This window comes from Bacillus sp. LBG-1-113 (assembly GCF_020708615.1).
In the GTDB taxonomy this organism is placed as follows: domain Bacteria; phylum Bacillota; class Bacilli; order Bacillales; family Bacillaceae; genus Bacillus; species Bacillus mojavensis.
In genome coordinates this window covers 133,172-159,441 of record NZ_JAJFDG010000007.1, presented here as the reverse complement: position 1 = coordinate 159,441, position 26,270 = coordinate 133,172, and the positions used below count along the sequence as shown (strand labels likewise).

Sequence of the window (26,270 nt, the reverse complement as noted above, 5' to 3'; positions counted from 1 at the left end):
AATTTAATACTTCGACGCAAAAAAGCATTAAATGATTAAAAACGCCCTTCCTCTATCTGCGTTTATCCGTTTTTCATCAGGGAAAAAGATGACGGGAGGGATTGAGATGAAATTAAGCTTTTGTACAACCGGGTGTAAAAAGCAAAATATAATGGACGTCATTTCCTTTGCGAAGGAGCAGTCCTTTGACGGGATTGATTTGTGGTACGGCCACATCGAACAGTATGAACAAGACTTCGGGCCGCTGGACGGCCTTTATACACTGCTGCAGCAACATAATTTGAAGGTGCCCGCGGTCAGCTTATACACCGATTTTGTGACACAAGGAGAAGAAGAGACAAAAGAAGCAGTGAGAAAAGGGCTTCGGGCGGCGAGACAGCTTCACAGCCCGCTCATTCGCGTATTTGCCGGGAATCAGGCGTCAAACAGAACGTCGCCAGAAAAATGGCTGCGTGCGGTTGAGCAATTTCAGCAGGCTGTGCAAATAGCAGACGGCTATGAGGTAAATATCGGTCTGGAAATTCATTACGATACGTATGCCGATACACCTGAAGCTGCTTTAACATTTTTGAAGGATGTCGCCCATCCGAGACTCCGAACGATTTTTGACGGGTCAAATCTGCACGTGAACCGAATTGACCAGCTGCCGGCTTTAGAAAAAACCTTTCATACGATCAGCCATATCCATTTGAAAAACTATCGCTGGAATTTTGAGAACTGGTATCTAAGCGAACCCACTCCGATTTTTCAAGGAGATCTTGATCAAAAAGCATTTTTAAAAGAACTGATAAACAGACAATATGATGGTTTTGTTTCTCTTGAGTATTTTGGAGAACATGCCTTCACGCATATAAAAGAATCGCTCCGCGAATATACGGCTGTTTTTTCCCGCTGACTCTTCGATCGAAGGGTCTTTTTATGTATCATAAACAAAAAGGGGGAAATCACGATGATCGTGTGGATAAACGGGGCGTTCGGTTCCGGAAAAACACAAACGGCGTTTGAACTGCATAGAAGGCTGAAACCGTCATACGTATATGATCCTGAAAAGATGGGGTTCGCGATGCGTTCAATGATACCGCCGGATATCGCTGAAGACGACTTTCAAAGCTACTCGCTGTGGCGGGAATTCAATTACAGCATGCTTTCTTATTTGTCAGATACATATCAGGGCATCATCATTGTGCCTATGACCATTACGAACGATCAATACTTCGATGACATTATTGGAAGGCTGAGACAGGACGGCCGGACAATTCATCACTTTACCCTGCTGGCTTCAAAGGAAACATTGCTGAAACGCCTGCGCACCAGAGCGGAAGGAAAAAACTCCTGGGCCGCAAAGCAAATCGACCGCTGCATCAACAGCCTGTCTGATAGCCTTTTCACAGAACATCTCCACACAGACCAAATGTCTATTCAGCAGGTCGCAGAAACGATTGCTTCCCAAGCTAATCTGCCGCTTGAGCCTGATTCGAGAGGCAGCCTGCGAAGGTTCACTGACAGATTAATGGTGAAGCTGAATCATATCCGCATCAAATAAAAGACGTTTTGAAAATTGATACATGTAAAGGAATCAATAAATAAAAAGCCCACTCCGAGAGTGGGCTTTTTATCATGTTATTTCCACCAGTCATCAAACATAGAAGCTGGGACCTGACGCTTATGCTCCGTCATGCTGTAGCGTTTCTCCAGCGCTTCTGACGCTTTCGCCGATACTTCTTTTCCTTCGAGATAATCGTCAATTTCATCATAGGAAATGCCTAGCTCAGTTTCATCGGACTGCTGCGGCTTTTCATCCAGCAGATCGGCAGTCGGTTCTTTTAAGTATAAGCGTTCTGGTGCACCCAGCTCTTTCAGCAGGCTTCTTCCCTGACGCTTTGTTAAGCCTGTCAGCGGCAGAAGATCTGCGCCTCCGTCACCGTACTTCGTAAAGAAACCAGTCACGGCTTCGGCCGCATGGTCTGTTCCAATCACAAGAAGGCCTTCTTGCCCGCCGATCGCGTATTGAGCAATCATTCTCGTTCTCGCTTTTACGTTTCCTTTATTAAAGTCTGTCAGCTTATCGCCTGTCTCTTGCTGATATTGATCTGCAAAAGCGCTGACTGTTGATTGAATGTCAAATTTCCATGATTTATCCGGCTTGATAAACTTCAGAGCGAGCTGGGCATCATCTTCATCCTGCTGTGTGCCGTGCGGAAGACGGACCGCGATAAATTGAGCGTCTCCGCCCTCCTCGCGAATGCTTTCCACTGCAAGCTGAGCCAGTCTTCCCGCAAGTGTGGAATCCTGGCCGCCGCTGATGCCAAGCACAAGTCCTTTGGCGCCGGTTTTCTTTACATATTGTTTTAAAAAATTGACTCTGTCCTCAATTTCTTGCTTTGGATCAATTGAGGGCTTCACATGTAATTCACGCATAATCTTTTCCTGCATGCTCATCCCAATCATTCCTCCTGTACATTATTGCTTATTTACTGAATCATTTCCCTAAATCGATGAAAATGAATCATGACTGTTATGTATCCATATTAACTATAGCACAGGTCTTATTTCATAGTGAATAAGTGAGATCAGCTGACTTCAACCCGTATGGACGTCACACTGTCGCCATTGCACTTTCCTTTTTCAATCGGACACGAAGAAAACGCGACAATCAAATCCATCTCCGCCCTGAGTCTGACGTAATCCCCGGCATTTGACAGCGGCGTTTCCACAGACAGGTTCCCCTTTTCATCTAAAACAGTATTCATAAAAATCGCAAACGGATAATGCATATGCGGCTTCGGCACGCCGAACTGCTCAAGCGCCCGGTTCATATTGTCATAACACGTATCCTGGAACTCGTCCTTTTGTTTTCCGTATAACAGCCTGTTCATGTCAGGACGGCAGGCGGGCAGAAGCAGGTCATGCTTGCCGACCGTATCCTCAATGAGCGTCAGCATCGGTTTATACAAATTAGAGTAAATATGATCGTTGACCTTCACATGAATGGAATGATTGGCATCAATGGTCGCTCCCTGGTCAAGATGCTCATAAAAATCCTTTGCATGGTACGCCACAAAATCAGCAACCTGCTGCCCCTCTACATCAACCACCTTCAAAATCTGGCCCTTTTTCAGCTTCAGGCCGAGCCCTTTCTTCGGCTGAACGATATATTGCTTTGTCATCCGCTTCGCTCCTTTTTTTTATTAGTATGAACGTTTGCCATCGCCTCCATGTAAAAAGAGGCAAAAATCCGATGCATATAAGCCTTGCGCGGGTTGCAATCTAACCTTAGATAAAAGGGGTTGAATGTAAATGAGTCAAACAAAAAAAGACCAAGAAAAAGGAAATCTGGCTTGGTGGCAGCTTTCATTAATCGGGATTGGATGCACAATCGGAACAGGATTTTTTCTCGGTTCCAGCATCGCAATTGTAAAAAGCGGATTTTCCGTTCTATTATCATTTCTCATTGCGGCGATCGGCACGTATTTTGTATTCGAACAGCTTGCCAAACTATCGGCAAAACACCCTGAAAAGGGCTCATTCTGTTCATATGCGAGAAAAGCATTCGGAAGGTGGGCCGGCTTCAGCAACGGCTGGGTGTACTGGTCATCTGAAATGCTGATTACCGGAAGCCAGCTGACGGCCATTTCGTTATTTACGAAGCATTGGTTTCCCCAAGTGCCGCTGTGGGTATTTGCCTCCATCTATGCTGTACTTGGGCTTCTCATTATTTTTACCGGACTTTCTGTTTTTGAAAAAACAGAAAACGTGCTGGCTGTTATCAAAACTGCCGCTATCTTCATGTTTATCGTTATTGCCATTCTGGCTTTGTGCGGCATATTGTCAGGCGGAAAGCCGGAGGTGCAGATTCCGAATGAGACAAAAGAATTTTTCCCATTCGAAGCTATGGGGCTGTGGACAGGCCTTATTTATGCATTTTACGCGTTTGGCGGAATTGAAGTTATGGGGCTCATGACGGTTCATTTAAAGAAGCCGGAGGAAGCCTCAAAGTCAGGCAAGCTGATGCTGGCAACGCTGGCGATTATTTATATCATTTCAATCGGGCTCGCTTTGCTATTAGTTCCTTTACACAAGTTTACAGAACAGGACAGCCCATTTATTACGTCTTTAAAAGGATTTCATCTCGAAGTGATTCTTGATATTTTCAACGGCATTTTTATTATCGCGGGCTTCTCGACCCTTGTCGCTTCACTCTTTGCTGTGACAACATTGCTTTGTACGATGGCCGATGACGGCGACGCGCCGAAATGCTTTACTCTAAAAGAAGGCAAAAAAATATGCTGGCCCGCGCTCGGATTAACATTTGCGGGGCTTATCGTGTCTATCGTACTGTCTCTAGTGCTGCCTAAAAATATTTACGAGCACATGACAACAGCGGCCGGGCTGATGCTTTTATACACTTGGCTGTTTATCCTGTTCTCCAGCAAAAAGCTGACCGATCCGGCAGCCATGGCGAAAACGCAAATTCATTTGGCGACAATTCTGATCGCGGCGGCTGTGTCCGGCACGCTGTTTGAAAAATCAAGCCGACCCGGATTTTTTGTCAGCTTGGGATTTCTAGCCGTCATTGCCGTTGTCACCTTGATTTATCAAAAAAAGCAGGGACACAAAGACCGCCCTGCCAGCTCGTGAACTATTTCATTTTGTTAAACATGTTCTTTAAATATGAAAACGGGCATTTTGATACGTGTTTTTCATCATCCCGGAGAAAATACTGTTTCCATTCCCGATTATCCTTTCCTCCGTACCAGCCTAAATGCGGATGAATCGGAGCTTGATCGTAAGCCTGTAAACGGGATCGGATCAGCCTGCTCATGTTTCGGCCAAATGCGGTTGAATCATTTAGATTTTCAAACACCCATCTCGGCTGAAACGTGATCATAAAATAAGGGAAGCTTCGGCTTCTCCTCGCATCATGAGCCGGCGTTGCACACAGAATAAAATACGGCTCGCCGTTAAAACAAAACTCCCACTTATAATGCTCTGGATCGGCCGGCATATCTGCCGGCCACTCTTTTTCATCTTGTTCGCTCAGTCTATTTAAAAAGCTCCAAAACAGCTCTTCATACGCTTCAATCGAATAGTGCTCAGCCAAAACTTCCGGTGTATCAAACAACACAACGAGAGAGGCGTATTTTCCTGTGTCCCGCGATATTTTGCCGTACTCCGCAAGCAGTGGTGCCAGTTCCTCCGCTGTACGGTTTTCCCGCGGATCTCCGGCAAAAGCAATGCGAAGCTGATCAGTCAGAAATGCCTGGCGGCCGGGAATGCACGGAAACGTATCCGCGTCATCCGCCACAGTTTCTGCCAATAGCTCAAAAGCGATTCTTTGCCATTCCGGGAACTCAGTTTGATTCCGTTCCAGAAAACTTTTGGTGTAAATCCCTTTCACCATTGATCCACCTCCAGTATCATCTGGATACTATATTAAAATGGAAGGCGGCAGGTGACTGTCCTTTCATGAATCAGCCCAATAACTCTTTGATGCCCTGATAACCGAAGTAAAACCCGAATACAAGAAGAGATATGCCTGCGATTGCGGTCAAGCCCCTTAACAGCTTTTCATTAAGCAGGTTTCTGAAAGTGCTGGCTGCAATGGCCATGCAAAAATCCCAGATTAAGATACCGATCATAATGCCGGAACTATAAATGAGTAGCTGATTCATATTGTAAGTCTCAGCCGTTTTCGCAAGAATGCTCCCGTAAATCCCAAGCCAAAACAGGATACTCAGTGGATTGGACAGTGAAATGAGAAAACCCGATGCAAATGTTTTTCTGTAGGACGGCTTCCCCTTCGAGCTGCGTACATCCATCGCTTCCCTGATATTCTTCAGCGTTTCAATACCGGTATAGGTCAGTACAAAAAAGCCGAAGAGCCACAAAAACGTTTTTACGAATGGAGCGGTCAGAAACTGTGACAGTCCGAAATAGATGAATATCATATACAGTCCGTCAGCAGTCATGGCGCCTAAACCAAAAATCCACGCATGCCAAAATCCATTTTTAATGCCTTTATCGATTTGCGCCGCATTGACAGGTCCCACAGGCGCAGACAAGGACAGCCCCAGCACAATATAACTCAAAAAAGTGTTCACCGGCCCGTACTCCCCTCTCTTACTCAACTTGTACAATTTATTCGGGAACGGGCCAAGCTATGCACAAAAATCACCTATGGTTTCAACCGGTCAAGCTCTTCCTCCATAATATCGGAGGCTTTGCCGATAAAACCGAAAATCAGTTCCAATTCCTCCTCCGTATACTCGCGGCACAGATCCATCGTGGACTCTGACAGTGAACGGAACAAATCCTTCACATGCTGTTTAGAAGCGGTAAGAGGCACGATAATCACTCTTCTGCGGTCGTTCGGGTCCCTTTCACGAGCCACATACCCCGCTTTTTCCAGCCGGTCAACAAGCGCCGTAACGGAACCTGTGCTGAGTCCCGTTTTTTTCCCCAGTTCACCGGCCGTCATTGGTCCTGCTTCATTTAATATGTCAGCTGATTTCAAATCGGTAGGAAACAGACCGAGAGCTTGAGCAGCCGCCTGATGAAACAGAATGGTTCTAGTACCCAATTTCCGAAAAATCTGAATGGCGGCCTTTTCCAACTCACTTCTGGAATTTCTTGTTGACAACTGACAGTCCTCCCTATAAAATCAAATTTATCTTGATAATCGAGATAATTAATAATCAAACTATTATCATGATATCAAACCTTACTTAAAAAAGGTAGAGGAGGTAGAATAAATGGATACAACAGCCGCAAAAAATCCTTCCACTAAATTTGTGGTTCTTGGTCTTTTGCTGGGCATTTTAATGTCCGCGATGGACAATACAATTGTGGCCACCGCGATGGGCAGCATTGTAGCGGATCTTGGAAGCTTTGATAAATTCGCTTGGGTGACTGCATCCTATATGGTGGCAGTCATGGCTGGGATGCCGATTTACGGCAAGCTTTCCGATATGTACGGCCGAAAACGTTTTTTCCTGTTTGGACTTATTTTTTTCTTAATCGGTTCGGCATTATGCGGAATTGCACAAACCATGAACCAGCTAATCATCTACCGGGCCATTCAGGGGATTGGCGGCGGAGCGCTCCTGCCGATTGCCTTTACGATCATCTTTGATTTATTTCCGCCGGAAAAGCGCGGAAAAATGTCGGGCATGTTCGGCGCTGTATTTGGATTATCAAGTGTTCTCGGCCCGCTGTTAGGCGCTATTATCACAGACGCTATCAGCTGGCACTGGGTGTTTTACATCAATGTCCCTATCGGCGCACTGTCATTGTTTTTCATCATCCGGTATTACAAAGAATCGCTGGAGCATAAAAAGCAGAAAGTTGATTGGGGCGGCGCGATTACTTTAGTCGTATCCATTGTGTGCCTGATGTTTGCACTTGAGCTCGGCGGCAAAACATACGACTGGAATTCGATACAAATCATAGGCCTGTTTATCATTTTCGCGGTTTTCTTTATTGCCTTTTTTATTGTGGAGAGAAAAGCGGAAGAACCGATTATCTCCTTCTGGATGTTTAAGAACCGCTTGTTTGCCACAGCGCAGATTCTCGCTTTTCTTTATGGCGGAACATTCATTATTTTAGCAGTGTTTATTCCGATTTTCGTACAGGCAGTATACGGCAGCTCAGCGACGAGCGCAGGCTTTATTCTGACACCGATGATGATCGGATCAGTGATCGGAAGTATGATCGGCGGAATCTTCCAAACGAAGGCAAGCTTCCGCAATCTCATGCTGATTTCCGTCACAGCTTTCTTTATCGGCATGCTGCTGCTTTCCAATATGACGCCGGACACAGCGCGCGTATGGCTGACTGTCTTTATGATGATTTCAGGCTTCGGCGTAGGCTTTAACTTCTCGCTGCTCCCAGCAGCATCCATGAATGATTTAGAACCTCGTTTTCGGGGAACGGCCAACTCCACCAATTCATTTTTACGATCATTCGGCATGACGCTCGGTGTCACGATTTTCGGCACGGTTCAGACAAACGTGTTCACAAACCAGCTAAGCGACGCCTTCAGCGGGATGAAAGGCTCCGCCGGCTCAGGCGCGCCACAGAATATCGGTGATCCACAGGCGATTTTCCAAGCCGGCACACGATCACAGATCCCTGCAGCGATTCTGAACCGGATCATCGACGCCATGTCCTCAAGCATCACATATGTCTTTTTACTTGCTTTGATTCCAATTGTTCTCGCAGCGATTACCGTTTTGTTTATGGGAAAAACAAGAGTCAAAACAACTGAGGAAATGACGAAGAAAGCAAATTAATGAAAAAGCAGTACACCCTGGGTGTACTGCTTTTTTCTATTAAACACCTAATCTTGCTAGAATAAATGTCCATATGCAGATGATTAATAACAGAATCAGGCTGTACGCTACTGTCCGTTTAAACAGCTTTGATTCCTTCCCTGTCTGGCCGACCGCGGCAGCGGCAATGGCGATAGATTGCGGAGAAACGAGCTTCGCCATTACCCCGCCCGCCGTATTTGCGGCTAACAGCAAATCAGAACCGGCCCCGATCTGCGCACCGGTGACGACCTGCAAGTGACCGAACAGCGCATTATTGCTGACAACTGAGCCAGTGATGAACACGCCGATCCAGCCGAGAACAGGACTGACAAACGGGAACAAATCGCCTGTTTTCGCCAGTGCCAGCCCGATGGAAGAGCTAAGCCCCGCGAAGTTGGCCAGATTGGCAAACGCCATCACAAAGCAGATCGTGACAATCGGCATCCACAGTTCCTTCCCCGTCTCCTTCAAGCAACTGAAACCATCCCGATAAGAGAAATTTTTGCTGAACAGTCCCGTAACAATGACCGCCGCTAAAATCGCTGTACCGGTCGCTGACAGCAGATCAACTTTAAAGACTGCATCTAACGGCATGGCAGATGGGGCAATGGGCGGCATCTTCATAATTTGCTGATGCAGAAAAGGCATTTTCAAAAGAAGCGTTGTTTGATACAACAGTCCGCCTTCTTGGAAAAGCGCTTTGAAGGCAGGAAGGCTCCAGATGGTGATCGCCGCGGTTAAAATGTAGAAAGGTGACCACGCCTTGGCAATGTCTGCCGCGCTGTATCTTTTTTTCTCACTAGCTTCTCCGGCTCCCTGCTCACGGTAAATCTGTTTCGGCTGCCACTTACGCAGGAAGAGCGCAAGCCCGCCCATACTGAACAGCGCCGCCAAAATGTTAGCTAATTCCGGTCCGAGCACAGCCATTGTCAGCGTCTGAACCGCTGTATACATTCCGCTGACAACCAGCAAGGCAGGCCAGGTTTGTTTGATTCCCTTCATCCGGTCTAATATGAACACGAGTAAAAACGGAATCAGAAATGTAATGATCGGCAGTGTCCAGATCAATGCCCGTGACAATTCAAGAGCAGACAAGTTTCCAATTTGCGCGCCTGTAATCACCGGTATCCCGATCGCGCCGAAGGCTCCAGAGGCAGCGTTCGCAATTAAGCAGAGCGCCGCCGCCTTTAACGGTTTAAAGCCAAGTTCGACGAGCAGCGCCGCACTGATTGCAATCGGAACACCAAAGCCGGCCGCACCTTCCAAAAATGCGTTAAAACAAAAACCGATTAATAATAGCTGTAATCTTTGGTCAGGCGAGATGCCGGCAATGCTGGAACGAATAATGGTAAACTTCCCGGTTTTCACAGCGATTTTATAGAGCCACACTGCCATCAGGACAATGTAGCCGATCGGCCACAAACCGCTTCCGATGCCTAATAAAACAGAAGAAACGGCTTTTTCAACCGGCATATGAAATGCCAAAACGGCAACCAAAAAGCTGACGGCTAGGGTAAGAAATGCCGCAAGAATTCCTTTCATCTTAAAAACGGTTAAAGCTAAGAGAAAAAAGAGAATCGGAGTGAGCGCCACAAGTGCGCTCACATACTCGTTTCCAAACGGATCATACAACTGCTCCCACATTGACAATCAGCCCTTTACTCTATAGTTGCGATTAGTTGACCTTTTGTTCTGCAAAATGAGGTTTTAAAATATTTTTAAGGACGTCTGCGCTGTGAAGGAACTGTTCTTTTTCTTTCTCATTTAAGTTCAGCTCAGTGATGCCTGCGATACCTCCGCGGTTTACGACAGCCGGAACGCCGATGTATACGTCATCTGCGCCGTATTGTCCCTCCAAATAGGTGCTGACAGTTAAAATGCTGTTTTCATTATGAAGAATGGCTTTTGTAATGCGGGCAAGGCTCATCGCAACACCATAATAAGTCGCACCTTTTTTCTCAATGATATGGTAAGCGGCGTTTTTCACGTCATCTACGATCTGGTCCAGCTCCTCTAGTTTGTACGCATCGTTTTTCTCAACGAGTTCACCGACAGGCACACCGCCGACATTTGCGTGGCTCCAGACAGGAAGCTCAGTATCGCCGTGTTCACCGATAATATGCGCGTGCACGTTTTGAGGCGCTGCGCCAAAGTATTCGCTCAGCATGTAACGGAATCTCGCAGAATCAAGTGTTGTACCGCTTCCGATCACTCGCTCTTTTGGCAGGCCGCTGAATTTCCATGTTGCATAAGTCAGAATATCAACCGGATTTGTCGCGATTAAGAAAATGCCGTCAAATCCGCTCGCCATGACTTCACTGACGATACCTTTGAAGATCTTTAAGTTCTTTTCTACTAATTCAAGGCGTGTCTCACCAGGCTTTTGGTTTGCTCCGGCGCAAATGCAGACAATATCAGCATCCTTGCAGTCTTCATATGTTCCGAAAGATGTTTTGACCGGATGCGGCGCAAACGCCTTTCCGTGGTTTAAATCCATTACATCGCCCATTGCTTTTTCTTTATTTAAATCAATGACCACAAGTTCATCTGTGATCCCTTGGTTAATTAACGCAAATGCATAACTGCTTCCAACAAAACCCGCTCCGATTAAAGCTACTTTATTTACATGTTTATTCATCATTAATCATCCTTCCAGGGTATGTTTTTCTTCGATGACTGTTTGTGAAGTATTTCACATTTATATTGTGCAACATTTCACAAACTTTTGCAAGAGAAAAGATTTGTCTGATTTATGAACAAAAAAAGAAACCATCCTCTATGATGATTTCTTCTTAGACTCCTTTTTTACCGATCTTCTGTAAGACAGCTTCACGATCCCGAATCGTAGCAGAAACAGAACGCCGCCGCAGACGATAAATAAGAGAAACATTTTCAGCCAAGCGAAGAATGTATGGGGAATCCCCCTGTCATACATCGTAAGCACCACTACCGCAAAGGCGACAGCTATTGATTCTGTGAACTGCTGCTTCACCCGTTTATGCAGTTCTTTCTCGGTGTCTATTCTCGGCATCAGCATTCCAGAAGCAGATGCCCTGATGCAGTAATATAAGATGATAATGAACAAAAACACAAGGCTCGCGACCCATTCTTTAAACGGAAATTCAAACATAATGCCGCGGATGATCACATCCAGCAGCGCAATCGCCCCGGCTAACATGCCGATCTCCGACCAGATTTTTTGTTCTTTTTCTTTTACTCTCTTATTTTTCCCATTCACGCCTGAAAGTCTGTTATGCAGATTATTCATGACCTTCCTCCCGCACTTTTACGAATGGCTTATGGCTTACATGTTACAATAACAGCCTGCGCTTCTGCAACGAATAAATGAAAAGCCCGCCGTACAAGCCGGCGGGCAGCAATGTTTAATACGGCCCCCAATTGATCAAGACACCGATACAAATAAACACAAGCCCGATTAAGAACCAAATCAGAGCGAGCGGCAGCATAAACCGAAGCCACTTGACGTACGGAATTCCGCTGGCGGCAAGCACTGCCATCAAAACGCCGGACGTCGGGTTCACACAATTGACAACCCCTTCTCCAAGCATAACCGCTTCCACCGCGACCTGTCTCGTGATTCCCATCAAATCAGCGAGCGGCGCCAAAATCGGAATGAACACAACCGCTTCGCCCGATCCTGAAGAGATGAGAAAATGAAGCAAAGCACTGGCGATATACATGCCGATTGCGCCGGCCATCGGACTGAATCCGTCCAACACCGAAGCCAAAGCATTGACGACTGTATCCAGCAGCTTTCCATTTTCAAGAATGACAGAAATGCTCCGCGCCATCCCGACAATCAGCGCACCGTATACAAGACTCTGACAGCCGGTAATAAAAGTTTTGGCAATATCGTTTGCCGCAAGTCCTCCAATGAATCCGGCAAGGACCGAAATAAAAATAAATGTCGCAGCCATTTGGGAATCTGACCAGCCAAGCTTCAATGCGCCGTACAAAAATCCGATCAGTGACAAACCCGCGACTCCCAAAATCAGCTTATGGCGAACGGTAAAGGGGACAGACTTATCTTCTTCTTGATTCGCATCGCTCAATCCTGCCGCCGGGAACCAGTTTGTGCCTAGCACGCTGGCATCCTTTGATTTCTTTAATTTTCTTGTATACCAATAGATATAAATGATAGAAGACAGCAAAAAGCATATGTATATGACCACACGAAGGCCGATCCCCGAAAACAGAGGCAGCTCCGCAATCGATTGTGATAAGCCAAGCGGGGACGGTGATAAAACGGTAGAGTTAAACCCGGCATAGCAGCCTATATAAATAACAGCTGCACCCGCGACCGCGTCCCATTTTAAGGAGCGTGCGACAATAAGGCCGATGGGGATAAATCCGATCACTGAGTTCACGACAATTCCGGTCGTTCCAAGAACAGAAAACAACGCCCCGACAATACAAATAAATAATAATTGCTTTGTGCGGAACTTGCTGATGACATTGTAAATCAGTCCGTTGATGGCACCTGTTTTTTCTAAAATAGCGATCGTGCCGCCTGTGAATAAAATCAGAAAAATAATAGGGGCTGAGCCGACCATTCCATCCTGAAGAGAAGTGAAAAAGCTGATCAGGCTGACCGGAGACTGTTCAATTGAATGGTAGCTTCCCGGCACCGCAGTGGTAACCTCTCCCTTCGTCACACGGTCAAATTCTCCCGCCGGCACAATATACGAAGCAACGGCGCACATGAAAGCGATGATAAATAAGAGGACATAGGCGTCAGGCATGTTAAAGGCGGTACGTTTTTTCTTCGGCTGTGTTTCGGCTGCTGGCATACTCATATTTCGATCCATCCCCTCTTTTTAGAAAATACCTATTATTCTGAAAAATATAAATATGTGCTATATTATAAACAGCCTATCTACCTGTTTCAATATAAAAAAAGGAAAGAAGGAGGTTTTTCTCCCATGCAAAAACTCTCAGAAGAAATGAAACAAACCGTAATGGACATCTTTGAACATCTTCACGCCAATCCAGAAGTCAGCTGGAAAGAATATGAGACAACTGCATTTCTTAAACAAAAACTCGAAGATGCAGGGTGCCGCACGCGCACGTTTTCAGATTGCACCGGAGTTGTCGGTGAAATGGGTTCGGGCTCGCCTGTTGTAGCTGTCCGTGCTGATATTGATGCATTATGGCAGGAGGTCAACGGCACATTTCGCACCAATCATTCCTGCGGACATGATTCGCATATGACAATGGCTTTAGGTACGTTAATGCTGCTGAAAAAACAGCCGGAGCTTCCGAGCGGAACGATCCGTTTTATCTTTCAGCCCGCAGAAGAAAAAGGCGGCGGCGCTCTAAAAATGATAGAAGAAGGCGTGCTTGATAACGTCGACTATTTGTATGGCGTCCACGTCCGTCCAATTCAGGAAACCCAAAACGGACGCTGCGCCCCATCCATTCTGCACGGGTCAAGCCAGCACATCGAAGGCACAATCATTGGAGAGGAAGCTCATGGCGCACGGCCGCACCTTGGCAAAAACAGCATCGAAATCGCGGCATTCCTCGTCCATAAGCTAGGACTGATTCACATCGATCCGAAAATTCCGCACACTGTCAAAATGACAAAGCTTCAAGCCGGCGGCGACAGCTCTAACATCATTCCCGGAAAAGCGACCTTCAGCCTTGACCTGCGGGCGCAAACAAATGAAGCCATGGAGACGCTGATCGCAGAAACAGAAAGAGCCTGCGAAGCGGCTGCCGCGGCATTCGATGCGACAATTGAACTTCACAAAGAACACAGCCTTCCGGCGGCAACGCAAAATAAAGAAGCTGAAGGCATTATGGCTGAAGCGATCACAGACGTTATCGGAGCTGATCAGCTCGATGAACCGCTTGTGACAACCGGCGGTGAAGACTTTCATTTTTATGCCGTGAAAGTGCCGAACCTTAAAACGACCATGCTTGGCCTCGGCTGCGGACTTCAGCCAGGACTCCATCACCCGCATATGACCTTTGACAGAAACGCGATGTTTACCGGGATTCACATTTTAGCAAACGCTGTGTTAAAAACGTTCCAAAAAGCCGATACACTCGCATCAGCCAATGCTTCTTAAATCAAAAAAGCAGCCTGCGAACAGGCTGCTTTCTTCATTATTTCTTCAGATCTTCAATTGAGTTGACGTTTTTCATATATTGAGGCACAACAAGACCCATCTTCACGCCAGTGATACTGACGCCTACATCATCATATTTGCCTTTATATTTGACAGCGTATGGTTTATGGGTATTCGGCAGCCATGCGGAAAGGGATGCGTCCGCGCTTCCCGTCGCAATCGCCGTCCACATCGGACCAGCTTCTACCTGAGTGAGTTTCACGTCATAGCCCAAGTCTTCTAAGACTTTGCCCATAACGTTTGTACTTGCAATCTCACTGTCCCACGCCACATAGGCAAGGTTGATTTTGTCTCCCTTCACCTTTTGCACGCCTTTGGTCCACTCCGCGATTTGATCCTTGTGCTTCTTCACATAATCAGCAGCGGCTTTGGAAGGTTTCTCGCCTTCTTCCACCTTGATCATCACTTCACCCATGTCGTCTTGCGTCCATTTAAACTGGCTCAGAAGCTTAACGGCATTCGGCTGTTCTTTGCTAAAGCCTTTTCTGGTGATCGTATGAATCTCCTCGGCACTGCCGTAAGTTTTTTTCGGATCATCAAGATATTTTAATTTATATCTGGAGAACATCCAATGCGGAGTCCATCCTGTGATAATAATTGGTTTCTTCCGGTCGTATGACTTTTTGAGCGTAGCAGTCATAGCAGCGCTTGACGATGAAATCAGTGTCCAGTCGTTCAGGTTATAATCCTTCAACGCTTGATCAGTCAGGCTCATAATACCTGAACCGGGGTCAATCCCGATAATCGTCTTATTCACCTGTTCAGCCGCGGACGCATTTTCGTCGTTTTCTGATCCGCAAGCCGCAAGTGAGAGTGCCAGCATGGCGGAAACACCGATACCGATGATTTTTTTAAACATCAGGCATTCCCCCTGCTTTTCTTCTTCACTTTAATATTTTGTGTAATACGGTCGAGCGTAATCGCAACGATAACGATAGCGATACCTGCTTCTACACCGACCCCTGTTTTCAGCTGTGTAACGGCGCTGTATACTTCTGAACCTAGTCCAGGCGCACCGACCATTGCTGCGATAACAACCATTGATAATGCAAGCATGATACTTTGGTTGATCCCGGCAAGAATGGTTTTTGTTGCAAGCGGAAGCTGAACCTTAATCAAACGCTGAGCTGTTGTAGAACCAAACGCTTCAGTTGCTTCAATCAGATCCGCAGGCACTTGTTTAATACCGAGAACCGTCATACGGATTGTCGGCGGCATTGCGAAGATAACAGACGCAACAACACCCGGCACAACACCGATATTAAAGAAAAAAATTGCCGGCAAAAGATATACGAAAGCAGGCATTGTCTGCATTAAATCAAGGATAGGCGTTACGATACGGCGAACCGTTTCTTTCTGAGATGCCCAAATCCCGATCGGCACACCGACCACAATCGAAATAATGACGGACGTGACAACCAGCGCTAACGTTTGCAGCATTGGGTCCCAATATCCTAAATAGTCAATAACGAGAAAGCCAATTAAAGTAAACAGCGCAATTCCTCTCGTACTGATCCACCATGCAAGAGCTGCGAAAATAATCGTTAACAAAATAGAAGGAATAAATCCAAGCCCGGTTACAATCCCGTTTACAAAAATGGCCAAGCCATTTGCGATTCCATCGAGGAATCCGCCGAACGTTATCGTAATCCAGTCAACAAAACGGTCAATGATGTCTGCTAAAGGTATTCTAGGCAGTCTATCCAATTTACTTCACCTCCCGTACAGAAGGATCTTGTGTTTGCTCAGCAGTGCCTTCAACATTGATATAATCGTTATTGCCCGCAAGTGCGCCAATCAGCGCGCCTCTTACGACAATCCCTTTCATTCTTTGCTTTTCATCCACAACCGCAATTGGAATATTCGCGTCAGAAACAACGTCAAAAATCTCAGTCAGATACGTATTCTCTGGTACAGTCGTAAATTCCTTATTCAAGATATCCTGAAGGGATAAATCAGACTCGGCTGCTTTTTTCGCATCAGCCGCATAAATGACACCTAACAATTGTTTTTGTTTATCGACTGCATAAATAGATGAAATCCCTAGGTTTTTCATCAGTGTTAATGCAACGCGCGGCCCTTTATCAATCCGCACCGTTTCAGCGCGCTTCATAATGTGGCCGGCAGTTAATACTTTAGACAAATCAACGTCCTCAACGAATTTCTCAACATATTCGTTGGATGGATTCATAAGGATTTCTTCCGGCGTGCCGATCTGAACGATGTTTCCGTCCTTCATCAGCGCGATTCTGTCGCCGATGCGAAGCGCTTCATCCAGGTCGTGCGTAATAAAAATAATCGTTTTTCCGACATTATCATGCAGATCCAAAAGCTCATCCTGCATGTCTTTACGGATTAATGGATCAAGCGCACTAAACGCTTCGTCCATCAGAAGGATGTCCGGATTATTTGTCAAAGCGCGGGCAAGGCCGACACGCTGCTGCATCCCGCCCGAGAGCTGGTCAGGGTATTGGTGTTCAAATCCTTCAAGTCCGACAAGTTTAAGCGACTCAAGCGCTTTTTGCTGGCGCTCCTGTTTGTCTACACCTTGAAGCTCCAGTCCGTATTCTGTGTTTTCAAGTATCGTTCTGTGCGGGAACAAAGCGAACTTTTGGAAGACCATACTGATTTTTTTCCGGCGGACTTCCCGGAGCTGGTCTTTAGACATATTTGTTATCATGTCACCATCAATGTAAATTTTTCCGGCAGTCGGTTCAATAAGCCGGTTTAACAGCCGTACTAAAGTTGATTTACCGCTCCCTGATAGACCCATGATGACAAATATCTCACCATCATATACATCAAAATCTGCTTGGTTAACCCCAACGGTTGATCCGGTTGCTTTCAGGATCTCTTTTTTATTTTTTCCGTCGGCAAGCATTTGAACTGCTTTCTTGGTTTGTTTCCCAAAAATCTTAGAGACTTTCTCGACTTTTATCTTAATCGGTTTCTCATCTACACTCATATTTTCCCTCCATATTAAGCAATCTTTATTACCGTAACACTTATGTAACAACACACACAAACCGCATATTCTCTTTTATTCTGTACCATTTCATGATAAACATCCCTGTGACCCCAAGACCTTAATTATGCTTCTAAATACTCTGTAATCCTCCTTTATTATTATATTTTACAGGTAAAATTAAGCCTTTTTTATTGAAAACGCTTTTATTAAATCGAAAATCCTTCTTCCTCTTATGACTTCAAGCTCCTTTACTGGAAAAATAAGTTGCTTTTTCAAATCAAACAAGCAGAAAAAACAAACCGCAAGCTGCCGGTTTCCATGTAAAAAGCACCTCATGATAAGGTGCTTTTGTTTATTCAAGCTCAGTTTGTTTCGTTTCTTTCCCCATAATCAAAATACACACGACCGCCAGTAAAATGGCAATGCAAAAGATCGAAAAAATCACTGAAAACGAAATATGGCGGGCGGCGAGTGTTCCGACGAGCAGCGGGCCGAAAATGCCGCCGATTCTTCCAAACGCCGCTGTGGTTCCTGAGCCTGTCGCGCGAATTGCTGTTGGGTATTGCTCCGGTGTATAGGCATACAGAACGCCCCACGCGCCAAGATTAAAAAAGGATAACAGCATTCCAGCCGTCAGCAGCAGACCTAAGGAATCTGCCGTTCCGAAGAAATACGCGCTTCCCGCTGTTCCGATCAAATAAATGACCAGTATCCATTTCCGGCCCGCCTTCTCGATCAGCCACGCAGCCGAAAAATAGCCCGGAAGCTGAGCAAGCGTCATCAGCAGAACATATTCAAAGCTTTGAATCATACTGAATCCTTTTAACAGCATCACACTCGGCAGCCATAAAAACATGCCATAATAAGAAAAGACAACGCAGAACCAGACGATCGACAGCATCACCGTCGGCCGTACATACTGTTTCGCCCAAACGCTTTTCACGTTCTCCCACACCGATTTCTTTTTCATAGAAAGCGATTCGTACTTCGGCGAATCAGGCAATCCTGTCCGCAAGTACAGCGCATAAAACGCCGACAGTGCGGTTAAAAGCAAAGCCGCCTGCCAGCCGAAGCTTGGAATGACAAAATAGGAAATAAGCGCCGCTGCCAGCCAGCCCACAGCCCAAAAGCTTTCGAGAAGCACAATGACTCGGCCCCGCTTTTCAGGCACAACCGCTTCCGAAACAAGTGTTGAAGCGACAGGCAGTTCGCCGCCAAGTCCCATCCCAATCACAAAACGGAGAATGAGAAATGCCGATAAGCTTGTGACGAAAGCTGATATCCCGCTTCCGATTGAAAAGCATAAAAGGGTAATGATAAATACTTTTTTACGGCCGATTCGATCAGCCAGCAATCCAAACAAAAACGCACCCACAGCCATGCCGATGGAATTCACGCTTCCGATCCATTTCATTTCCTCGGGCGAAAGATTCCACTCCACGTGGAGCGCGGCGATAATAAACGATAATATTCCGACATCCATTGCATCAAACAGCCACCCTAAACCGGCGACACCCAGCAGCTTACGCTGGGATATAGGCTGTTGTTTTCCCATAGCCAACACCTCTGATATGCAAAATGATTACCGTTTAAGTTTACACCTGTCTTTACACATTGTCATTACCTAATTGATGTCAATCAAAAACCCCGCTTATGATTCACAAGCGGGGGTCTTTTTATTGCTGTAATGCTGCTTTTTTAATATTATCCTGCAGCTGGGCAATTCGTCTTGCGCCCTCTTCCCGGAGGCGTTTGTTTTCTTCTTCGATTTGTTTTGTTTCCTGCATGCCGCTGACAATCGTGTTCCAAGAGGATTCGATCGTTTCTATATCAATGCTCGGTCTGCCGGCCATTCTGGCAATTTCAACACTCTGATTCGAGATGTTCTCCGCATTGCGTTTCAGCATCTCGTTTGTCCGGCGGTCAAGCTCGCTCATAGAGTCAGCCACAAGCTTTTGGCGTTTCACTGTAACGGCCTGAATAATGCCGTTTTTGAAAATCGGAATCGTGATAATAAAAGCAGAGTTGATCTTGCCGATCAGCTTAGCATTACCGCGCTGAAGGAGACGGATCTGCGGTGCGGTTTGAAGCGCCACCATTCGCGCCATATCAAGATCATAAACACGTTCCTCAAGTGCCTGAATGCCGTTGCGCAGCGTATCAAGCTGCATTTGCGCAAGCTGGTTTCCGCTTGCCGCTTTTTCTTCATAGGAAGGAAGGATTGACTGCATCTCTTCCAGCTTCATTTGTCCGGCAACAACGTATTTTTCAAGCTCCATGTAGTAGTTGATATTGTTTTCATACATTTCATCGAGCGTGTAGTTTGTTTTTGTCATCTCATCTTTATACTTGGAAATCTCAACATTGATTTTTTCAATTTCTCCGCCAAGCGTCTGATACTTTTTAAAGATTTTCTCAATCATGCTGCCGCCGCGTTTGAAGATTTTGGCCATCAGTCCCTTTGGCTCGTCAAAATCATTTTTGTCAAAGCGGTCCATGATTTTTCCAAGCTGAGTCAGCATCGTGCCTGAATCTGTCACGCTTGTTGTTTTCATCATCCCCAAGATGCGGTCAGAGAACTTGGAAATTTCAACTGCCGGCTCCTTTCCGTACTCCAGCAGCTCCATTTGGTTTTTCACGTCAATTTGCTGAGCAAGGCGCTGCACCTCTGGTTCCTGGCGGAGCTGCAGGCGGATATCGTCTGCCTTTTGCTGAGAAATTTCTTCGTTTTTATCGAGAACAAGCGGATTTTGATTTTCTGTTGTCATGCTTTTTTTCTCTCCTTACTTTTGGGTAATCGTTCTGAACAGCCTTTTCACGAGCGAGGGCTCTTTATAGTCCTGCTGAAACACCATGTCGTCCAGCCAGTGAATATCATACTGATCCTCTTCGATATAATGCTCAATGTCTTGATGTCCGGGAGGATTATAAATGACGATATCAATGCCGATTTCATTCAAAAACAGCAGGGCTGCGGCGTCTGATCGTGTGAGCTCACCGTTCATTTCCGTATGATACAGCACCAGTTTCGGAACGGTCTGCGCATAGTCGAACATTTGAATCAATTTCAGCAGGTTAGCGGGAAGGTTTGTTGTTTGTTTAAACAAGTAGATCTGAACATCCTTGACCTGTTCCTGATGCAATGCCTTCAGCCGCGGGTGTCTGCACATTCTCGAGATCGTTTTGGCGATCGCGGTCTGAATGCCTGCCGGAAGCTGTTTGTACTGCCATACATTGCTTGCGATCAGCTTCTCCGGATCAATGTTTCCTTCATGATCAAGCGCGTGGCTGTAATGAAATTGATAGTTCGATCTGATTTCTTCTGTAAGCGGAAAGCTTCGAACCATTTCTGTTTCCGGATAATCCGCCATTGTATGAAGTCTGTTCCAATATTCTTTATTGTCCTTCGACACGCCCATAATTTTGGCAAACACATTCGGAATGTCGATTGAATGTTTATCGGCTTTGAAATTCGGGCGAATAAACGCACGTTCTTTTGCAATTAAAAACAATTCATCATAGGTCGTTTTCAGCGTCACGGAAACCGGTGTGTGATCTCTGAACTGCCAAGGCTTGTACAGCATGGATTCCTCATGATTCAGCACATGCTCAAATTCCTTTGTCGATCGATACGCCACCGTTGATTTACGGTCAGGTTTTTCTTTCGGGAATGGCTGAAGGTCTGAGACATCCGGAAGCTTTTCCGTGAAGCTTAGCTCCTGCTTAGGATCAACGAGCGTCAGCTGATCGGTTCCCGCGGGATGGAACAATAGGACATCACAGCCAACAAGCATCAAGTAATATAAGAAATACAGCTGGCTTTTCGTCGCGTCTCCATACCAGACCACCTTCGGCATCTCCCGCTCTATATCGGCTTTTTCCAGCCAAGGATTCAGGTGGTTCAAGGAAAACTTTGAAACATCAAGAAGCACTCTGCGAAAATCAGGATGATTCAGTCCCTGCTCATGATTTTCGGCAAAGGTATGTAACAGCGTCATCAGTGCTTTTCTTATATGGCGGTGCAACATGGAATTGGAATGTTTCGCAATCAGCTGTTCCCCGTCCAGAAAGGCGACAAAGCGGCTGACCGAAAGGCCTTTTTCCTGCTGATTGATGGAATGAATATGCTGAAGCGCCTGAAAAGTTTCGGGTGCAATTGTTTTATCAAGCGTTTCGCTCAGGACATAAATATGATCGTTTACAGAAAGATCATACAGCTCGTTAAAGTAGTCGGTCTCATCAATGGGCGTGCCCAGTATTTGCCCGGCAAGCCGCGAAAAAGAAAGACCTTGTTCATTCTCATAGTGATCCCGCTCCGGCAATGGCTGAAACAGCATGCTTTTCCAATCGCCATGAGCCGGAACAGCTTTATGGATGGTTAACTCTTCTTGTCTCATCATATCCTCCTTTCTGGTTTTTTTTGTGTTTTATACGTGTTTTAATTTGGATATTTGCGATAAAACTAACGCTGTGATTTCTTCTCCCGCCAGCATGCCGCTTGCAGCCGTTTTGTGAAGTTTCGGATCGTGACGCAATACCTCGCCGTGCGCGGGTGCGATGCCAAAATCGGCTTCCCGGATCAGTTCAAGATCAAGCAGAGAATCTCCAGCCGTATAAATTTCATCAAGAGAGAGCCTGGATTTCAGGTATTCGACCGCTTTCCACTTATTAAGCGGATTGGGAATAAAGTAAAGCTTTCGCCCCTGCAGGGATACTTGCCAACCCTTATCGGCTCCCCACTTTTTCACAGCGGATATATCGATGTACGGTATTTTTTCCTCATGTAAAATGAGATACACGAAATAGTGATGGGCGATTCGGGTTCTTTTTACCGCATCTGATAACGAGAGACCTGCAATTTCCCTCAGCATGGCCTCGATCGGCAGACACGACGCCAGCTCCTCTTTCATCAGCTCGTCCCACTCTTTCAGAGGCTCGCCGTCCTTTAAGATGCACCCGCCATTTGTTGTCACCGCATATTCCGGCACAATGTCCTGCTGGAAACATAGGAGTCTCTTATACTGTTCGTTTGTACGCGTGGTGACGGGAATAAAATAGTGATCCTTCTGAATCTGATTTATATGTTCTTTTACGGCTGAGGAAATATAAGAAAGCTCCCGCCCATTTAAGGTTTCAATCAGCTCAATCCCGGCTTCCTTATCGGGCGTGCCGATCATGCGCCTTGAATAAATTAATGTTCTGTCTAAATCGCTGGCAAACGCGTTCATAGGCTTTTCTCCGCCGGACGAATCAGCCCGCAGCAGCTGTAAGACATGTTCTCGTATTCTTCTACAGGCACTCCCCGATCCTTCGCCAGTAAAAGAATATGTTTCAGCGTTTCTTCAGCGCCAGGCTGAATTAGTATTTTCCAAGGCACTCTGCGAAGAAGCACACGGGTCGTTTCTCCGACTCCCGGTTTGATCAGGTTCGTATTGCTGATGCCAAATTGCTCTCGGATCGTCTCAATGGAAACCAAGCCGCTCCAATCCGGTTTCATACGTGTGCGCTGCAAGCCAATCGCCAGGCTTTCTGCTTCTTTAAAAATAGACGGAAATTGCTCGGCTATCGTTTCAATATAGAATACAGAAACATCCTCTTCGCTCAGCTCACGGTAATATTTCGCCCCGTGAAAATCATCCGGCCCGATCCATTTTTCATTTAAGACCGTGCGGCTGACAAGACCCGATACTGTAGAGTTCAAGCAGGCACTCGGAATCAGAAAATCCTCCTTCGTTCCGTAGATGTCCGCGCAATCACCCGGATCGGCAAGCACCGCAATTTCTGAGGAAAGTCTCGTATTCCAGCGCTGGTTAAACTGTTGGATGGATCGGTTCAGTTCTTTTGTAATAGCGCCTTTGCCTGTCCAGCCGTCGATAAAGGCGATCTTTCCGTCTGGATGATGCTCCAGCATATACTGCAAGGCGTTTTCATCAATTCCTCTGTCCCGAATAATCGATATGCTGTAGTGCGGAACTGAGATGTGATACTTCATTTTGATGTACCGTTTAATCAATACACCGATCGGCGTGCCCGCCCTTGCCAGGCTGCACAAAACCGTATCGTTGCCGTGTTTGGCGAAAAGCTGCTCCGCCACAGCTCCGGCCGCCAACGCAACCTTCTGTTTACTGTCTTCAAGCGAGGCATAAAACAGTTTCATATACTCATCTGTCGGCTTATATTCGATCGGCAGCATCTCAGAGTAATGGGTGCCGCTTTGAATCGACCGTTCCCGTTCTTCCGTGCTTTTTTCAATCGAAACGGCGGACAAATCTTTTAATAGAAAGGTGACATCCTCCTTCGGATAGCTTCCAATCCGGTCAATTATCTCTGTCAATTCAGATCACGCCTTTCCTGAAAGGGTTACAATGTGGATATACGGCACTTCTTTTTCTTTGAATATATGAAAAATCGGCTGTAACGCCTCATCCGAAACGGTCTTTTCAAGACAGAAAAAGACTTCGTCATACGCTCCGGCGGGGAGGTTATAGATAAAATGGCGAACCCCCTCATCTTCGGGATTCATAAATGAATATCCGTTTTGCACAGCATAGCCCTCTTTGGCAACAGGGTGAATCGGACTGCGGGTAGTAGAGTGATAAGAAATAGAGCCGTGAAGATGCGCTGCGATGTTCATAGGGATGTACATCAGCTCTCCCGTTCCGAGCACAAGCGTTCTTCTCCCCTTCCGATATTGTTCCACATGCTGCGCAGCTAGGCGGCAGGCCTCGTGAACGGCCTGCCTGTCACTCGCTTTTAAGCCAAATCGCCCTGTTTCCTTCACATAAAAATGCTCGTCTGCGAATGTGGCCGGCTGATAGGGTAAGGATGCAAAGAAGCCGGACAAGTCGATGTCTGTTCTGTTTATTGCTGATTCCTGCGGCTTCGGTTTGTAATCATAGGTGGACTCTGACAAAAGCTCTCCCTTAAAGGAAATGCGCCCAGACAGTAAAGCTGTTGTTGATATGGTAACCCCTAATTCCCGTTCCGCTTCAGCATAAGCTTGTTTGTGTTCCTCAGTCCGCCAATCCAATAAAGACAAAACAGCGTATTCTTTGCGGGGAAATTTCGATTGTATATCCCGAATGATATGCAATGCGGTTTTTCCTGTTGTGATTTCATCATCCACGAGAATCACAGGGCAATTGTTGTTGATCATATGAGGTTCCGCATAGCACAGCTGGTCGGTCGCATGGGAGTGCTCCTCGACAAATGTAATGGAAGGCTCGTTGTTTCGTATTTGTTCACGTGTTGTATGGACATACGACGCATTCTCAATACAGTCATAAACCGCGTGTCCAAGTGCTGTCGCCGTTTCCGCAAACCCGATCACAAGCGGCGCCTCCTCTAGTGCCACGCGCTGCTTTTGCAATGTTCGATAAGCATTACGAAGGCCGCTGTCCGTTCCTGAAAGAAACCCGTTCAGAATGTCAGCCTTCTCCTTCAGCTCACGCCCCGTTTTTCGTTCAGCGTACTCCAAAGCAAGCAGCCCTGACGCCAAAAGCGGCTTCAGCGGATGAACTGGAATATGCTTTCCCAGCACTTTGCTGACAAATAAAAAACCCCTTTTTTTGTTTACACGCGCCGCCATTTCAAATAAGACTTGCTCCGGAATAGAAAGCGGATTGTCAGTGACCGACAGATCAACCGCCATATTGTCCAATATTTGAAGTGTTTTGCTGTTCGTTGAGCAAATCGGAGAAAGATCGGTTTTCATGATACACCCCATAGATTTCTGATTTTATTATGATGTTCTCAGCCCATTTCATATGGGGCTTCATCTCATTCATTTTGTTGGAAAAATGGCTTTTCATCACACCGATTGAACCGTTTCCGTGATGAATAATGCTTAACGCATCCATATAGTCTTCCTTTGATACAACATACAGGCTGTTTACCGCTTTAAGCTGAGACGGGTGAATGACCGTTTTCCCGTGAATCCCGTTAGCGATATCAAGCTCTGTTTCCTTCACCAAACCTTTGACATGCTCATTCAGCTCAGCAGGCTGGTGTCCTGATAGAAGGTGAGGCTTTTGCGCTGCCTGGAAATATTCCCAGACCGGTCCAGAAACAACAAACGTCCGGCCGAAATAATTGATGACATCTGCCATAAAATCTGCAATCAGGCGAATATCATAGATGGTTTGCCCCGGCTTTCTCCGGATGCCGTATAACCCGCACAAATCAGTCGCACCGATTCGCACGTTTAAAATCAAGTCCTGATATTGATGCAGTACCGCACTCAGCTCTCCGAAAGCCTCTGTCCGCGTCTCTTTTGAAAGCAAATCGGGCGTTTCTAAAATCGGCATTCCATAAATCGGCGCTCTCCTATCGCGAGAGATGTTTTTCAGCGTTTCCGCATAGTCACGGGCGTTGACTCCTGAACATTTCGGAAACACAAAACCGGTTAACAAATGGAGAAGGTGCTTTAAGCGGCCAGCCAGCTCCTGCATCTGCTTCGGAGAACGCACCCTTATAAACATGAGCGGAAGATTTTCCGGTTCTATTTTGTTTTGCTGAATTGCCTGTTCTATGCGCTCAAGCTGAATGTTGAGATTATGTTCAGCCTGCTCGACTTCATGATCCCCAATCGCATCCTCTAAGCAGAAAACAACGGACGTTAGATCCTCGTACTTTTGTTCAGTAATCATAGCGGCTATGTCGTGGCGGGTTGCAGGCATATATAATAGGGCTCCCAGCGCTTGTTCAAGCCATTTTTTCGGCGCCTCTTTCGTGACCTGTTTCGGCACTTGGTAAAATACATGCTCTTCTTGACGCGCTGATAAATAGTGGAAATACCGCAAACCAGTCACCCTCTTTTCTGTAACAAAAAAGGAA

The 26,270-nt window shown here is 46.2% G+C and carries 24 protein-coding genes; 5 read left to right on the top strand and 19 right to left on the bottom strand.

Annotated elements, in window-relative coordinates:
- Positions 1-106 precede the first annotated feature (106 nt).
- Positions 107-895 (top strand): sugar phosphate isomerase/epimerase family protein, encoded by a 789-nt coding sequence (locus tag LJF29_RS16480; protein ID WP_229149695.1) that lies wholly within the window; start codon positions 107-109, stop codon positions 893-895.
- A 54-nt stretch (positions 896-949) separates the two neighbouring features.
- Positions 950-1,543, top strand: coding sequence for a tunicamycin resistance ATP-binding TmrB (tmrB, locus tag LJF29_RS16475; protein ID WP_229149693.1), 594 nt, complete (start codon positions 950-952; stop codon positions 1,541-1,543).
- 77 nt (positions 1,544-1,620) lie between these two features.
- Here tmrB and nadE read toward each other — a convergent pair whose 3' ends face one another.
- Together nadE and LJF29_RS16465 are read right to left on the bottom strand one after the other, a co-directional pair.
- Complete coding sequence (gene nadE, locus LJF29_RS16470) at positions 1,621-2,439, bottom strand: ammonia-dependent NAD(+) synthetase (RefSeq protein WP_010332951.1); 819 nt, start codon at positions 2,437-2,439, stop codon at positions 1,621-1,623.
- Between the two features lie 131 nt (positions 2,440-2,570).
- The gene (locus LJF29_RS16465) at positions 2,571-3,167 is read right to left on the bottom strand and encodes a DUF1989 domain-containing protein (RefSeq protein WP_010332950.1); all 597 of its coding nucleotides are present in this window, start codon (positions 3,165-3,167) and stop codon (positions 2,571-2,573) included.
- A gap of 130 nt (positions 3,168-3,297) precedes the next feature.
- On the opposite strand from LJF29_RS16465, the gene LJF29_RS16460 reads away from it, so the two are divergent.
- A complete protein-coding gene (locus LJF29_RS16460; protein WP_229149691.1) occupies positions 3,298-4,638 on the top strand; it encodes an amino acid permease in 1,341 nt (446 codons plus the stop codon).
- Between the two features lies 1 nt (position 4,639).
- Here the strand turns inward: LJF29_RS16460 and LJF29_RS16455 are convergent, their stop codons facing one another.
- The 3 genes from LJF29_RS16455 to LJF29_RS16445 form a co-directional block, all read right to left on the bottom strand.
- Entirely contained in the window at positions 4,640-5,401 is a 762-nt protein-coding gene (locus LJF29_RS16455; RefSeq protein ID WP_229149690.1) for a YqcI/YcgG family protein, read from the bottom strand.
- Positions 5,402-5,471: 70 nt separating this feature from the next.
- Positions 5,472-6,101 (bottom strand): LysE family translocator, encoded by a 630-nt coding sequence (locus tag LJF29_RS16450; protein WP_229149688.1) that lies wholly within the window; start codon positions 6,099-6,101, stop codon positions 5,472-5,474.
- A gap of 74 nt (positions 6,102-6,175) precedes the next feature.
- Positions 6,176-6,640 (bottom strand): MarR family transcriptional regulator, encoded by a 465-nt coding sequence (locus LJF29_RS16445; RefSeq protein ID WP_229149686.1) that lies wholly within the window; start codon positions 6,638-6,640, stop codon positions 6,176-6,178.
- 112 nt (positions 6,641-6,752) lie between these two features.
- Here LJF29_RS16445 and bmr3 point away from each other — a divergent pair, with 112 nt between their 5' ends.
- Positions 6,753-8,291 carry a multidrug efflux MFS transporter Bmr3 gene (gene bmr3 / locus LJF29_RS16440; protein ID WP_229149682.1) on the top strand — a complete coding sequence of 513 codons (1,539 nt, stop codon included), beginning with the start codon at positions 6,753-6,755 and terminating at the stop codon, positions 8,289-8,291.
- 39 nt (positions 8,292-8,330) lie between these two features.
- Here the strand turns inward: bmr3 and LJF29_RS16435 are convergent, their stop codons facing one another.
- From LJF29_RS16435 to LJF29_RS16420, 4 genes are all read right to left on the bottom strand, one after another.
- Complete coding sequence (locus LJF29_RS16435; RefSeq protein WP_229149677.1) at positions 8,331-9,956, bottom strand: L-lactate permease; 1,626 nt, start codon at positions 9,954-9,956, stop codon at positions 8,331-8,333.
- Between the two features lie 31 nt (positions 9,957-9,987).
- Positions 9,988-10,953: an L-lactate dehydrogenase gene (locus LJF29_RS16430; protein ID WP_229149676.1), complete on the bottom strand. Its 966-nt coding sequence runs from the start codon at positions 10,951-10,953 to the stop codon at positions 9,988-9,990.
- A gap of 135 nt (positions 10,954-11,088) precedes the next feature.
- Positions 11,089-11,580 (bottom strand): DUF6773 family protein, encoded by a 492-nt coding sequence (locus LJF29_RS16425; RefSeq protein WP_168746880.1) that lies wholly within the window; start codon positions 11,578-11,580, stop codon positions 11,089-11,091.
- A gap of 115 nt (positions 11,581-11,695) precedes the next feature.
- Complete coding sequence (locus LJF29_RS16420) at positions 11,696-13,129, bottom strand: YfcC family protein (protein WP_168746879.1); 1,434 nt, start codon at positions 13,127-13,129, stop codon at positions 11,696-11,698.
- Positions 13,130-13,255: 126 nt separating this feature from the next.
- Here LJF29_RS16420 and LJF29_RS16415 point away from each other — a divergent pair, with 126 nt between their 5' ends.
- The gene (locus LJF29_RS16415; protein ID WP_229149675.1) at positions 13,256-14,407 is read left to right on the top strand and encodes a M20 peptidase aminoacylase family protein; all 1,152 of its coding nucleotides are present in this window, start codon (positions 13,256-13,258) and stop codon (positions 14,405-14,407) included.
- A 37-nt stretch (positions 14,408-14,444) separates the two neighbouring features.
- On the opposite strand, the gene LJF29_RS16410 is transcribed toward LJF29_RS16415, so the two are convergent.
- The 10 genes from LJF29_RS16410 to LJF29_RS16365 all read right to left on the bottom strand — a co-directional run bounded on the left by LJF29_RS16410 (position 14,445) and on the right by LJF29_RS16365 (position 26,236).
- Complete coding sequence (locus tag LJF29_RS16410) at positions 14,445-15,326, bottom strand: glycine betaine ABC transporter substrate-binding protein (protein WP_010332939.1); 882 nt, start codon at positions 15,324-15,326, stop codon at positions 14,445-14,447.
- Positions 15,326-16,174: a glycine/proline betaine ABC transporter permease subunit OpuAB gene (opuAB, locus tag LJF29_RS16405; RefSeq protein ID WP_010332937.1), complete on the bottom strand. Its 849-nt coding sequence runs from the start codon at positions 16,172-16,174 to the stop codon at positions 15,326-15,328. The genes LJF29_RS16410 and opuAB overlap by 1 nt, the downstream gene beginning before the upstream one ends.
- A 1-nt stretch (position 16,175) precedes the next feature.
- On the bottom strand, positions 16,176-17,432 hold the full coding sequence (opuAA, locus tag LJF29_RS16400) for a glycine/proline betaine ABC transporter ATP-binding protein OpuAA (protein WP_229149674.1): 1,257 nt from the start codon (positions 17,430-17,432) through the stop codon (positions 16,176-16,178).
- A 355-nt stretch (positions 17,433-17,787) separates the two neighbouring features.
- Positions 17,788-18,990 (bottom strand): niacin permease NiaP, encoded by a 1,203-nt coding sequence (gene niaP, locus LJF29_RS16395; RefSeq protein ID WP_229149673.1) that lies wholly within the window; start codon positions 18,988-18,990, stop codon positions 17,788-17,790.
- Between the two features lie 121 nt (positions 18,991-19,111).
- Positions 19,112-20,203: a toxic anion resistance protein gene (locus tag LJF29_RS16390; protein WP_010332934.1), complete on the bottom strand. Its 1,092-nt coding sequence runs from the start codon at positions 20,201-20,203 to the stop codon at positions 19,112-19,114.
- A 15-nt stretch (positions 20,204-20,218) separates the two neighbouring features.
- The gene (locus tag LJF29_RS16385; RefSeq protein WP_229149672.1) at positions 20,219-21,832 is read right to left on the bottom strand and encodes a YceG family protein; all 1,614 of its coding nucleotides are present in this window, start codon (positions 21,830-21,832) and stop codon (positions 20,219-20,221) included.
- A gap of 30 nt (positions 21,833-21,862) precedes the next feature.
- Positions 21,863-22,663, bottom strand: coding sequence for an HAD family hydrolase (locus tag LJF29_RS16380; RefSeq protein WP_229149670.1), 801 nt, complete (start codon positions 22,661-22,663; stop codon positions 21,863-21,865).
- On the bottom strand, positions 22,660-23,769 hold the full coding sequence (locus LJF29_RS16375) for a cysteine protease StiP family protein (RefSeq protein ID WP_229149668.1): 1,110 nt from the start codon (positions 23,767-23,769) through the stop codon (positions 22,660-22,662). The genes LJF29_RS16380 and LJF29_RS16375 overlap by 4 nt, the downstream gene beginning before the upstream one ends.
- Positions 23,770-23,775: 6 nt before the next feature.
- Positions 23,776-25,086 carry a phosphoribosyltransferase family protein gene (locus LJF29_RS16370; RefSeq protein ID WP_229149735.1) on the bottom strand — a complete coding sequence of 437 codons (1,311 nt, stop codon included), beginning with the start codon at positions 25,084-25,086 and terminating at the stop codon, positions 23,776-23,778.
- Positions 25,076-26,236 (bottom strand): HpcH/HpaI aldolase/citrate lyase family protein, encoded by a 1,161-nt coding sequence (locus LJF29_RS16365; protein WP_229149666.1) that lies wholly within the window; start codon positions 26,234-26,236, stop codon positions 25,076-25,078. Before LJF29_RS16365 ends, LJF29_RS16370 begins: the two co-directional genes overlap by 11 nt.
- Positions 26,237-26,270: the final 34 nt, after the last annotated feature.